8 protein-coding genes and 2 pseudogenes are annotated in these 13,355 nt (G+C 44.4%); 1 reads left to right on the top strand and 9 read right to left on the bottom strand.

Features of this window, described 5'->3' with window-relative positions; genetic code table 11:
• Positions 1 to 27: 27 nt before the first annotated feature.
• The 3 genes and pseudogenes from ACOBWA_RS03815 to leuS all read right to left on the bottom strand — a co-directional run bounded on the left by ACOBWA_RS03815 (position 28) and on the right by leuS (position 4,843).
• The gene (locus ACOBWA_RS03815) at positions 28 to 1,125 is read right to left on the bottom strand and encodes a DNA polymerase III subunit delta (protein ID WP_420230247.1); all 1,098 of its coding nucleotides are present in this window, start codon (positions 1,123 to 1,125) and stop codon (positions 28 to 30) included.
• Between the two features lie 162 nt (positions 1,126 to 1,287).
• Positions 1,288 to 2,001, bottom strand: a complete 714-nt coding sequence (locus ACOBWA_RS03820; RefSeq protein WP_102092981.1) for a hypothetical protein — start codon at positions 1,999 to 2,001, stop codon at positions 1,288 to 1,290.
• 66 nt (positions 2,002 to 2,067) lie between these two features.
• Positions 2,068 to 4,843, bottom strand: a pseudogene (gene leuS / locus ACOBWA_RS03825) (leucine--tRNA ligase).
• Positions 4,844 to 4,978: 135 nt separating this feature from the next.
• Here leuS and ACOBWA_RS03830 point away from each other — a divergent pair.
• Positions 4,979 to 5,350 (top strand): Spx/MgsR family RNA polymerase-binding regulatory protein, encoded by a 372-nt coding sequence (locus tag ACOBWA_RS03830; RefSeq protein WP_420230248.1) that lies wholly within the window; start codon positions 4,979 to 4,981, stop codon positions 5,348 to 5,350.
• 127 nt (positions 5,351 to 5,477) lie between these two features.
• Here ACOBWA_RS03830 and argB read toward each other — a convergent pair whose 3' ends face one another.
• The 6 genes and pseudogenes from argB to ACOBWA_RS03860 form a co-directional block, all read right to left on the bottom strand.
• Entirely contained in the window at positions 5,478 to 6,389 is a 912-nt protein-coding gene (gene argB, locus ACOBWA_RS03835) for an acetylglutamate kinase (protein WP_057758912.1), read from the bottom strand.
• A gap of 77 nt (positions 6,390 to 6,466) precedes the next feature.
• On the bottom strand, positions 6,467 to 7,378 hold the full coding sequence (locus tag ACOBWA_RS03840) for a hypothetical protein (protein ID WP_420230249.1): 912 nt from the start codon (positions 7,376 to 7,378) through the stop codon (positions 6,467 to 6,469).
• A 44-nt stretch (positions 7,379 to 7,422) separates the two neighbouring features.
• Complete coding sequence (locus ACOBWA_RS03845; RefSeq protein ID WP_420230250.1) at positions 7,423 to 8,274, bottom strand: hypothetical protein; 852 nt, start codon at positions 8,272 to 8,274, stop codon at positions 7,423 to 7,425.
• Positions 8,275 to 8,400: 126 nt separating this feature from the next.
• Positions 8,401 to 8,865, bottom strand: coding sequence for a dUTP diphosphatase (gene dut, locus ACOBWA_RS03850; protein WP_420230251.1), 465 nt, complete (start codon positions 8,863 to 8,865; stop codon positions 8,401 to 8,403).
• A 107-nt stretch (positions 8,866 to 8,972) separates the two neighbouring features.
• Positions 8,973 to 10,376: a magnesium transporter gene (gene mgtE / locus ACOBWA_RS03855; protein WP_101206268.1), complete on the bottom strand. Its 1,404-nt coding sequence runs from the start codon at positions 10,374 to 10,376 to the stop codon at positions 8,973 to 8,975.
• Positions 10,377 to 10,532: 156 nt separating this feature from the next.
• Positions 10,533 to 12,565, bottom strand: a pseudogene (locus ACOBWA_RS03860) (UvrD-helicase domain-containing protein).
• Positions 12,566 to 13,355 lie beyond the last annotated feature (790 nt).

Here is a 13,355-nt window from a genome sequence, read left to right on the forward strand (position 1 = left end):
GATATCATAAGAAGATTCTAAACTTTTTTATCGCTTAAATAGTTTTTTACCTGCAAGCTCTAGTGCTGCTTGCAATAATAGCTCCCATGCTGGCTGACGAACAAGACCTTTAATAGCTTGGTCACATCGGTAAAGCAGAGCAGGCCATTCACTCGTTTGTTGTTTTGACTGACGGCGGCAGGCTTGTTGGTACAACCCTTGTTTACTACGCCAAATGCCTAATGCTTGAGGGTCTTGACCGTCCATAAGTTGAATGATTTGACGCATGTCTTTGCTGATAGCCCAGAGCACTAAAGTAGTGGGCTCATCGGTCGATTTTAGCTGAAACATGATTTTGGCGACCTGCGTACTATTACCCGCGAGCATCGCATCAGACAAATCAAACACACTAAACTGCGCATCGCTGACCAACGCTGCTTGTAGGTCTGCAATATCCAATGCCACATTATTCACAGGTTGTGAAAAGCTATTAGATTGTTCGGTACTTGTGTCATTAGCACTATCTTCACTAGTACTGTTATTAGCCACTAGCTGCGGTGCAAACAGATAAGACAATCGCCATAGGGTTTGATAAGCACTTAGCAAATGATGCTCAGTGTGTGACATGAGTAGCTGCCACGCCTCTTGAGACAATCGTAAGCCAAAATTCTGAGCTTGTATTTGTAATAGCTGTTGGCGCTGCTGCTCATTGTACAAATTGCAATCAATAATATTGCCATATTGCGCAAAAGGAGCAAACCATTTGCTGCTCTGGCTGCGTTTGTCTTGCTTAGGTGTGAGCCACAACACACTATGACCGTGTGTGCCAGCTTGTGCCTCGACCGCAAAACGTTCCAACTCAGCGATAACTGCCTTATCGGGTTTATGGTTGCCCGTCACGATTAAGGCACTGGCATCATCAAATAAAGACTGACTGCCAAGCTCGGACAGTACTTCTTGCCAGCTTTTGACAGAAATCAGCTCTATACGTTTGATTGCATAGTTCTGCGCGCGCCAGTGTGGACGCAGCGCATCTATCAACCATTGACTCAGCAGTGGCTCGTCACCGTGTGCCAGCCACAAGCCCGCTACCGCAACGGAAGGCTGCAGTAGTTTTGGATAGGCTTTTATGAAAGTATCTTGCATAGCGTGGTGTTACACAGGTTGATGAGCAGGTAATACCAATTCCAAAAATATGCTTAACAGTATTAAGCTAGCCCAGTCTACTCAATGTAGTACTTACACTCGCTTAGTTTGCTACTCATTCTTCTAGAAATGGTATCGTTTGATAATCAGAACGACTAACTCTTACGGTTGTGGTACGACGACAACGGTTGGTGTCATGCCTTTATTTATTTGCAGAGATTGTTTGGCAGCGGGTGCGACTTTAGGAAGCGAGATAGCAACGTACTGGTCAGTGATACGGCGAGCTAAAGTATCATAGAGCCAATCGCGAGTCTGATCGCCTTGCTGATCGTCAGTACTAACAGAGGCTTCGTTGTACTGATAGCTTCGCTCGACCTGAATGGGGTTGCTCAGTGTTACAGGCTTACCATTTTCCATCGTTTGATAGCTGACATCTGCTGATAGTACCAAGCGAATCTCTGTTAATACACCAACCAATTCGTAACGCTTAAAACGTACATTACGAATGTCGATAGCGGCAATAGACTCAGCCCCTGCTTGTTGGTTATTACGAGCAACTTCTTCTGAGCTAATATTACCAATAACGTCGACACCTAACGTCTTTAGGCGACGCGTCAATGGTAGTTTCAGCGGGAATGAGGTGCGATTGTCTTCGATGATGACCGCTGTTTTTTCGACGTCAAGCAGCATCGCTGAGTCGTAGCCACGCAGCTGGAAGCCGCAGCCGCTAAGAGCAGCGGCTGCACCTACCACCGCAAACATTGGCAGCGTGGCAAGTAAGACTGCTCCGAGCTTTTGGCCATGGGACTTTTTATTAGCTAGGCTGTATGCGCTTGATTCTGGTTGCGCCTGCTCAGCTCGATGCTTGTATGACATAAACGCTATCCTCATATGATAAGAAGGCTTAGAGCACTAAGCCTAAAATGCTTAGCTCAAGATACCTTAGCCTACAACCACGATGTTAACCAATTTGTTAGGCACGACGATTTCTTTTTGATCTCGCCCGTGATGAATTTTGCCACGCTTTCCATGGTGCGAGCTTGCTCTTTTAGCTGCTCAGGATCGCTGTTTGGTGCGACATCCATCTTACCACGCATCTTACCATTGACCTGTACCACCATCGTGATCATGTCCTGTACCAGCGCACTTTCGTCCACGGTTGGGTAGTCTAAGGTTAAGGTATCAAGACCTAACTGCTCAAGCAGATGCTCACCGACGTGCGGTGCATATACAGATAGCATAATCAGCAGATTGGTCAATGCTTCGTGTTTGACGTGCAGCTCTTGTTCATTACTCGCGTTAAAACCAGTCAGCTCATTAGCAAGTTCCATCAGGCTTGATACAGGTGTGTTCAATGCCAAACGGTCACCTAAGTCACTGTCAATCTTAGCAATTGTTTCGTGCGTTTTACGGCGTAAGTTTTTGGCTTCTTTGCTTAGACCGTCTGTGTTCAAGGTAGCACTATTAAGCGCATCAATGCTGATATTGGCGGATGTTAGCGCTTGCATATGGTCGGCTGCAATACGCCATACTTTTTCACAAAGTTATAAGGGCCTTTTAGCGCGTCGTCTGACCATTCAAGCGTTTGATCCGCAGGCGCAGTAAATAGCGTATATAGACGAACCGTATCAGCACCATATTTATCAATGGTTAGCTGTGGATCGACACCGTTATTTTTTGATTTAGACATTTTTTCGATTTTGCCAATCGTCACTGGCTGGCCGTCTGACTTCAAGATAGCTTTAATGGGTTGACCACGTTCGTTGAAATCGATATCGATATCTTCTGCAAAGTAGTAGGTCGTACTGCCATCTACATTGACGCGGTAGAACGTACCAGCAAGCACCATACCTTGGGTCATTAGATTGGCAAATGGCTCGTCGCCTGTGACTAAGTTTTCGTCACGCATCAGCTTATGGAAGAAACGCGCATACAATAGATGCATCACCGCATGCTCGACACCGCCGACGTATTGATCAACAGGCAACCATTTATTGGCAGCAGATTTGTTGACCATATTTTGTGCATCATTTGGGCTAGCAAAGCGTGCATAGTACCAGCTTGACTCTACAAAGGTGTCAAAGGTATCGGTCTCACGCTCAGCAGGGTTGCCACATTTAGGACAAGTAGTATTAACAAACTCTGGGATGTTCTTGAGTGGGTTACCGCGACCATCAGGTACGACGTCGGTTGGCAACACAACTGGTAGGTCTTGCTCTTCAACAGGTACCGTACCGCAATGCTCACAGTTGATCATTGGGATAGGGCAGCCCCAATAGCGCTGGCGAGATACACCCCAATCACGTAGGCGATACTGGATCTTTTTCTTAGCCAGCTCTTTTGGCTCAAGTTTGGCTAGCATTGCTTCAAATGCTTGCTCGAAATCTAGACCGTCAAACTCACCTGAATTAACCAAAGTGTTGCGCTCAGTATAAGCAAGATTGACTTCACTATCGTTCGCTTTAGCATCTGCTTTTAGCTCATCAAAATAACCTTCAGGCACATTGATGACTTGTTTGATCGGTAGGTCGTACTTAACCGCAAATTCATAGTCACGCTCATCATGAGCAGGTACTGCCATAACTGCGCCTGAGCCGTAGCTCATCAATACGTAGTTGGCAACCCAAACTGGGACTTCTTCACCAGTCAAAGGATGCGTCACAGTGAGACCTGTATCCATACCGATTTTTTCAGCTTTGGCCAGATCAGCTTCAGCGACTGAGCCTTTTTTACATAATGCACAGAATTGAGCGATTGCGTCATCTTGCTCAGAGGCATACTGTGCAAGTGGATGCTCTGCGGCAACAGCAACATAAGTCACACCCATCAAGGTATCAGGACGAGTGGTGAACACGTCTAAGGTGTTTTCTTCACCAGCAAGCTCATAAGGGAAGTGCACTTCCATACCGGCACTACGACCAATCCAGTTGCGCTGCATGGTTAGTACTTCAGACGGCCAATGACCTTCTAGCTGATCCAAATCATCCAATAGCTCATCAGCATAGTCAGTGATGTTGAAGTAGTACATAGGGATGTCGCGCTTTTCGACGGCAGCTCCACTACGCCAGCCTTTGCCATCGATGACCTGCTCGTTTGCTAAAACAGTGTTGTCAACAGGATCCCAGTTGACCGTCGATAGTTTTTTGTAGACCAAGCCTTTTTGTACAATTGCAAAAATAACCACTGCTCCCACTGATAATACTCAGGGCTACAAGTGGCAAATTCACGTGACCAGTCAATAGACAGGCCTAGCAATTTAAGCTGCGCACGCATGCTGTCAATATTGGCAAATGTCCATGCCGCAGGTGGGGTTTGGTTAGCAATTGCCGCGTTTTCTGCTGGCAAGCCAAAACCATCCCAACCCATTGGCTGCATGACTTCATAGCCTTTGAGGCGATAATAACGGCTTAATACGTCAGAAATCGTATAGTTACGTACGTGGCCCATATGCAGCTTGCCACTTGGATAAGGGAACATCGACAGCATGTAACGACTTGGCTTGTCGCTTGGCTCGTTACTTACTTCAAAGCGCTTGTCAGTGGCCCATTTGGTCTGCTGCGCGGCTTCTATCGCTTGTGGGTTATAATAATTGTTTTCTGTTTGGTCTGCTGTCACGGCGTTGCTCATAGTCGGCTCGAAATTGGTTGATACTGATTTGTTTGATACGGATTTGTTTAATACTGATCAAAATAGGTGGAATTTGACAATGCCATAGCATAGCGTAATTTGGCGAAAATTGCGACGATATGATGCAGTTGCTTACTAGGTTTGACGATTAAAAGTAATGCATTCTCTATATCTAGTCAGCCTTAGGTATAATAGACAAATTAATGAATATTTATGAGGATTTATCATGATCATCACCATTTACGGTATCAAATCTTGTAGCACGATGAAAAAAGCGTTCACTAAGCTAAACGATCTAGATGTCAGCTATGATTTTCACGATTATAAAAAACAAGGTATTGAGAAAGATACAGTACAGCGCTGGGTAAATGAGCTAGGTATCGAAAAAGTGCTCAATAAGCGTGGTACGACATGGCGCAAGCTAGACGACAGTCAAAAGCAAGCAGCTGATGCTAGTGTAGACACCGCAATAGATTTACTCGTGGCAAATACCAGCATGATTAAACGCCCGATTGTAGAAGGTCAGTTGGCAGATAGAGATCAAGCAGTATTACTATGCGGCTTCGATGAAACGGAGTTTGATAAAGTTTTTTCGTAAATTTGAGCTATAAAAATTAAGCCAGTCTCATTATTAAAGATAAAACTGCACAAAAAAGCCCGAGCGTTTGTATTCACTCGGGCTTTTCTACATTTAGCTTTCTTACATTTAACATTGCTAGATTTTGCTAGCTCAATGATGAATCTATTTCTCGACTGATGAGCGTACCAACCCCTTCGTTGGTGAAAATCTCAAGCAAGGTCGCATGAGGGACACGGCCATCAACGATTACCGCGCTTTTGACGCCGCTACGTACCGCATCAAGCGCACATTGAATCTTAGGAATCATGCCGCCTGAGATAGTGCCATCTTCGATTAAGCTATCGACTTTCTTTGGCGTGAGTCCAGTTACCACTTCGCCATCACGGCCCAATACACCTTTGATATTGGTTAATAGCATCAGCTTTTCTGCTTGTAAAAATTCCGCTACTTTACCTGCAACGAGATCAGCATTGATATTATAGGTATTGCCTTCAGCGTCAACGCCAAGTGGCGCGATTACAGGGATAAAATCAGAGGCAATTAACATGTTAATCACGTCTTTATTGACGCTGACCACATCACCGACGAATCCTAAATCAACTGGTACAGCGATACCGTCTGCGCCAATTTTTTCCATCATCAGTTTTTTGGCTTGAATCAAGTTGGCGTCTTTACCTGTAAGACCAATCGCGCGACCGCCATGTTTGTTAATCAAGCTAACAATCGATTTGTTAACGCTACCGCCCAAGACCATTTCTACGATATCCATGGTGCTTTTGTCAGTGACGCGCATGCCATCGATACGGTCTGATTGACGACCGAGCTCTTTTAGGAGATTGTCAACTTGCGGACCACCACCATGTACGACTACCGGATGCATACCGACGGTTTTTAACAACACAATATCGCGAGCAAACGAGCTCTCAAGCTCAGGGTCGGTCATGGCGTTGCCGCCGTATTTTACGACGATGAGTTTATCAACAAAACGCTGGATATAAGGCAGAGCAGTGGTCAATACTTCAGCGGTGTTTTTGGCATCATCTAAATTAAGCGTCATTACAAACTCCTAAGGGCCGGGTTTAAATTGGTTGTTTTTCTATTATGTCTAATGAGACAGTTATATGTTTTATGAGGCTACTCCACAGGAATAGCAAGAATCTGTTCTGCTAGCGCTGCGTTAAATGGTCGGCATAAAGCGGCAAATGTATCCTGAATATCTTTTAGGTCATCCACACTGTCACCTGCAAAGCGCGCGGTCAGGCTATTACTGGTATTTGATTGGCGCAGTACGCCAAAGCCATGCGCAAAATCTAAACGCACACCATCGATACAGCTCAGCTTGGTTCCTACAGGTAATAACTCATACGTCTGTTTTAATGCTATTTGCGCCTTCGCAGTAGCGCAAGTACACGCTGATGACTTGCATGTTGTGGCGGGCAGGCAAGTATCTTTTAACTGCTGACTAGATGAAGAATCAGTATGAGTAGACATATCTACTAGATACTGCAAGTAATGACAAAATCTCGTTAATTGCTCTACGAGTGAGCAGTCGGTAATAGCCGTTTGCGGCATTGGCAAGTAATGGTCAGCAGTACTGACTATAGTGGGTAAGCTTTGGATGATATCTGCTAGCGGTTTTTTATCATTAATATCATTATGAGTTTGGTCAAGCCAATGCAGCAACCGTAATGCAGCATACATCGCATCATCGTAGGGAATAAAGCGGCTGTCATTAAAGATGAAATGCCCTGATAATTCACCAGCGAAGACAATCTGATTGTCAGGATGCTGTACCTGCTGGCGCATAAAGCTGCTGCCAGTCTTGCTAATCACAGGTGTAGTACCAAGCTCAGATAACAGTCTTGGCAAATGATGGGCGCACTTAATATCGAAAAGAACTTCAGATGCTAATAAAGAGTCGCTAAGAGAGTTAGGATGTTCAGTAATAGCAATACGTGCCAATAAATAGAGCAAATGATCGGGCGTAACTATCTTGCCGTTGTTATCAACGATCATCAAACGATCGCCATCACCATCAAACGCCAAGCCTATATCTGCTGCATTCGAAACAACGGCTCGCTGTAATTCGTTTAAACGGTTTGGTTCGGTAGGATCTGGATTACCAAGGGGAAATTGCCATTGGGGGTATCATTGAGAAAAATAACCTGCTGGCAAAAAAGTTCGAACAAGCGTTGAGCAATTCTACCAGTTGCACCGTGCATACAGTCAATAACCACGATCAAATCAAGTTTATAAGCGCTTTTCTGATTGTCTGCAGTTGCCGAGTGATTATGCTGAAATAATTGTTCAAATACCTGCGCAATAGCATCGATATAAACGTTTGCTACTTGATAAGCAGGTAGTTGCTCAAGCAAGTCGCTTGGTAATTCTGAATCGTGGCTACTATCAATATTTTCAGTACACAAGATAGAATTGTTAGCTTGACCATCGGGATAAGAGTGACGATCATGACTGGTCGTTAGCTGATGATAGAGCGTCTGTATCTCTGAGCTACTAGGAGATTTGTTGTTCATCAACCATTTGATGCCTAATATGTCTTTAGCGGAATGGCTCGCTGTTACGACTATGCCATGACCTTGATATTGCGCTGCCCAAAATGCCATCATCGGCGTAGTAATCAGGCCTAACTGGATAACACGTAAACCATTATGAGCTAGTACAGTAGAAAGCGTATGGGCAATGGCTTCACTACCAATACGCATATCATAACCAATAACGACAACATTCTGCTTAGTAACAACAGAGGTACTAGCATTAGAGGCATTAGCATTGATGTTTTGAGTCGGTTGGCTATCTTGGGCATTGTAGAGAGTGGCAAAAGCATCGCCTAACGCGTGTATAAAACTGCTAGTGAAATACTGGTTGGCACCACGAATATCATAAGCACGGAATAAGGATTGCTGCGCCGCAAAAGGTGGCATTGCTTACTCTCCTTATAACCGTGATAGGTGTTCAATGATAAATAAAAAATGAATAGCGCAAGGTTTTAGATATAGCTTAAGCAAAACCTTAAAGGCTATCTAAAAAATTGACCAACAAAATAGCTACTATTGACGACCTGAGTGTCCAAACCCGCCTGCACCGCGTACGCTTTCATCACTGAATTCTGCAACCAATTCAAACTCAGGACGCGCAACAGGTACCACGATGTACTGTGCCATACGCTCAGCTACATTAAGAACAAAGTCATCCCCACTGCGGTTCCAAATACTAACCATCAGCTCGCCTTGATAGTCAGCATCGATTAGCCCAACCAAGTTACCCAAGACGATACCGTGCTTATGACCAAGACCTGAACGCGGTAAAATCATACCTGCATAATTAGGGTCTTGAATATAAACCGCAAGGCCTGTGCCAATTAAATGGGTTTCACCTGCTTTAATCGTTAATGGCTCATCGATGCAAGCACGCAAATCAATACCTGCACTGCCATCGGTTGCACGAGTTGGTAGAGAAAACGCTTCGTCTTCAGTAATTTTAGGGTTTACCACTTTAACTTGTACAGCTTGCATAACACACTCACTTAACGATTTGATGGTTTTTTAAATTAGTACTTTGAACTAGGGTTTTAAACAAATAACAATTCTATATTTTAATTATTCAGTAATTCAGCAAAAAACTAAAGTATCAATACGCTGGCCAATCCTAAAAAGGACATAAAGCCGACGATATCCGTGACGGTCGTTAAGATAACCGAAGCAGATAGAGCAGGGTCGATATTCATTCGTTTTAGCATCAGCGGTATGCTGATCCCCGAGACATTAGCCGCAGTCATGTTGATTGCAATGGCAAAACCAATGACGGCACTGATCTTAATATCATGAAACCATAACTGAGCAATAAACGCCATAATTATTGCCCAGATGATACCGTTGATTGCGCCCACCCACAGCTCTTTATTCAACAGCCAGACACGGTTAGAACCACCGATCTGACCCATCGCCATCCCGCGGATAACGACCGTTAGCGTTTGCGAGCCAGCAATACCGCCCATACTGGCGACCACTGGCATCAATATCGCTAGCGCCACGACTTGTGCCAATACTTCTTCAAATTGTCCAATCACTGCTGCGGCTAAAAGGGCGGTACATAAATTGATACCTAGCCAAACGCTACGGCTTTTGGCACTGGTTAGGATAGGGGCAAACAGCTCTTCATCTTGGCTAACACCAGCGAGGTTTTTCATGGTGCTGTCGACATCATCTTGGATGATTTCCATGATGTCTTCACCGTTTAGTTGACCAACCAGCTCACCATGGCTATTGATTACTGGCGCAAAACGAATGTCTTCTGAACGAAAAATCGCGGCAGCATCTTGGATATCCAAGCGATCATTAATTGTAATGGCAGTGTCAATCAGCTCCGAGACCAAGGTGTTTTGTTTATGCTTGATTAAATCTACTAGACTCAGTAGTCCCAGTAATTGCTGGCTTTGATCGACAACGAGTAGCTCTTGGCTCTCGTCATCGAGCAGGTCATCGTTTTCACGCAGCCACTCTTGCACATCAGCCAAATAGATATCATCCCTTATCTGGATAATATCGGGATCCATATAGCTACCCACTTCCCAGTCAGCATAGGTATCAAGCTTATTGACTTGAACCCGCGTCTCTTCGTCCAGCGTTGCCATAACCGAGGTACGTACGCTCTCAGTGACAGTATCCAAAATCTCAGAGATATCTTGCGCATCGAGGTCTTGGGTAAACAAGGAGATTTCTTGAGAAGAAATATTCTCCATCAATGGCTGGCGCGTATCGACATCTAGCTCGGCAAGCACTTCACCTTTGATGTGCTCTGGCACCTGCGCCCAAATCAACAGACGGTTTTGAGTTGGGAAGGACTCTAATAGGTTGGCAATCTCATATTCGGACTGCTTTTCTAAGAACTCGGTAATGGCCTCGTATGCTTTATCAGCAACCAATCCCTGCAGATACAGAAGTTTATATTCGGCACTATATTCGGCCGAATTATAGTCTCCTGACAGCATGGCAGTTCGTTCCTGATTGGGCGTCGGGGTAGGCATAAGTGTTCCAAGTTTTTACAGTCAATTTTTTACAGTATATAAAGAACAATAACAATAACGATTATAACAATCGTTTTTTGCGCAGTCTAAAGCGTGTTCTCGCAAGCATTTTACTTAGGTGTTTATTACTCAGGTGCTTAAATGTCTTGATTAAGATCAACGCTTGCCCAATAACGCTCGAATATTGGCCAGATATTCATCAGCGACGGCTTCTGGATCTTTGGTCGCTTTTTTCTTTTTCGCTTTGGCAGGCCAGTCAATATGATCCTCGGGCAGCTCATCCAAAAACCTCGATTCTGATGTAACGCGCATTTGACCACCGGCACGGCGCTGGGTCGCGAGCGTCAATGTCAGCTCACGGCGTGCACGAGTAATGCCCACGTACATCAGACGGCGCTCTTCTTCGACCGTCTCGCTCATGATAGAGTTGCGATGCGGTAACATCTCTTCCTCAAGCCCCATAATATAAACAAAATCAAACTCCAAGCCTTTTGCCGCATGTAAGGTCATCAAGTTAACTTTATTAGTATTCTCTTCTTCTTGCTGCTGCTCAAGCATATCAAGCAAAACCAACTTACGAATGATGGTGTCAATCGTTCGGTCTTCATCTTCTTCAGCACGATTAATCAACGACTGAATACTGGTGTAGAGCATATCGATATTATCGATACGGTTTTTTTCTTGTTGCGGCGTTTTGGCATCGCTACGGACAAAGTCAATATAACCTGTCTCATCAATCATCTGGCGTACGATAGGTACAGGGTCTGGGTGTTGATCCAGCTCACGCGTATAGTGTTCAATGAATTCACCAAACTCTTTTATCGTACCATAAGCCTTTGATGGCAATACATGAGTCAGGCCAGCATGGGTACAAGAAGCCAATAGCGATATGCTGTGCTCTTGCGCAAATAAACCAAGTTTTTCTAGCGTTGCAGGTCCCATACCGCGCTTGGGCGTATTGATAATACGCAAAAACGCACTGTCATCTTCAGGGTTCAAAATCAGGCGTAGATAGCCCATAATGTCTTTGATTTCACTACGCGCAAAGAATGACTGACCGCCTGATAATTTATAAGGTACTTGCAGCTGGCGCAGTTGTGCCTCTAGCATACGTGCCTGAAAGTTACTGCGGTACAGTACGGCATACTGTTCCCACTCATTGCCGAAACGCAGCTTATGCGTGACGATTTCTTTGGCCACACGCTCAGATTCATCGTCGTCATTACGGCAGTTAATAATGCGGATTTTTTCGCCTTGACCTTTATCTGACCACAGTTTTTCTCGAATAAATGCTCGTTATTTAGAATGACGGCGTTGGCCGAGGTCAAAATACGCGTGGTTGAGCGGTAATTTTGCTCAAGCATAACGATTTTTAGTTTTGGGAAATCTTCTTTTAGCAGTGCCATGTTTTCAGGCTTTGCTCCGCGCCATGCATAGATAGATTGGTCATCATCACCTACTACGGTGAAGCGACCTTGCGGCCCGACCAAATACTTAATCATTTCATACTGGGCGGTATTGGTATCCTGATACTCATCGACCAATAGATAACGAATACGGTTTTGCCATTTGTCACGCAGTTCTCTGTTCTCACGTAATATCTTGGTTGGCAGTACAATCAAATCATCAAAATCGACCGCATTATACGCACGCAAGTTACGCTCATAAAGCGCATATAGCGTGGCAAAAATCATGTCTTCTGGATCGTCTAGCGTTTCCATCGCCTTATCAGGCTCGACCAAGTCATTTTTCCAATCCGAAATCATTTTGATGGCTTTACCGACCAACTCGCGACTTTCAGCGCCACTCAAGTTGTCGCGCATCATCAGCTCCATCAGCAAACGCTTACTGTCATCGCTGTCCATGATGGAAAAATTGCCTTTTAACGGAGTATGAATCAGCTCATAGCGCAAAAACTGTAAACCAAATTGGTGAAAGGTCGATACCGTTAACCCGCGCATTTTTTCGCTTGGTAGCAGTTTACTGACACGTGCTTTCATTTCACGTGCCGCTTTATTGGTAAAGGTCACGGCGGTGATACGCTCAGCTGGCATGTCGCATTCTTGGATTAGGTAAGCAATCTTACGCGTAATCACAGAGGTCTTGCCGGAGCCCGCACCTGCAAGTACAAGTAATGGACCAGATACGTAGAGCATGGCCTCGGATTGTTTGGGATTGAGTTGACTCATAACGTGACCTGTAAGACAAAAGCAAAAAGAGGGTAGCGCTGATATGACAAAGATAGATAAACGCAGCGCGCATCATCAAAACTCGTATCGTTGCGATATTTTAATAATCTTTATTATAAGAATAATAGAATTTAAGGTTTGATGATGGCATATCATAAAAATCTGGTGGGTCATTATAAAGCAAAAATGCTCACTTTGGGGGAGGACTTGGGTGATGAAAGTGGAGTATTCGGACACTTGATTTTTGACAAATAGCGTGGCAGTGTTTGCCCATAGCCAAAAGTACGGATTTGGGGTTAATATAAGGTAAGGTCTATATCATAATTCATAGTAAAAAAACACATTTTTTTACACAGAAAGTGACCGTTCAATACAGTTAAAAACTAGCTTTTAGGCACTGATATGCGTATAGTACGTAAATAATTTATGCCAGTTGTCACGTCATTGTTGACCACGTGTAATGAGCTATTAAATCAATTAAGTAAGCAGTCGGATATGATATTGATTTAATACGTTGATCTTACGTTGTTAGAAGATGCGTTGGGCGACCAGCCTTTATCCGCGCGCATACCGGAATCTCTACAGTTGGTCACGTCTGACATCGTCGTCAATAAGCTTGATAATTGGTTGTTACCAGCAAAATACCTAACATGTGACTCAATGACAGTTACTTAAACACAGTGACAGTTACTGAAGTGCAGTGACAATTACTTAAATAAAGTCACTTTGTGTTTTCGTCTGCGTTATACCTGTCGCAACATGGCCTGAGTGGGTCAGTGCTTGCGCTGTG

This window comes from Psychrobacter sp. ER1 (genome assembly GCF_048631835.1).
Classification (GTDB): Bacteria; Pseudomonadota; Gammaproteobacteria; order Pseudomonadales; family Moraxellaceae; genus Psychrobacter.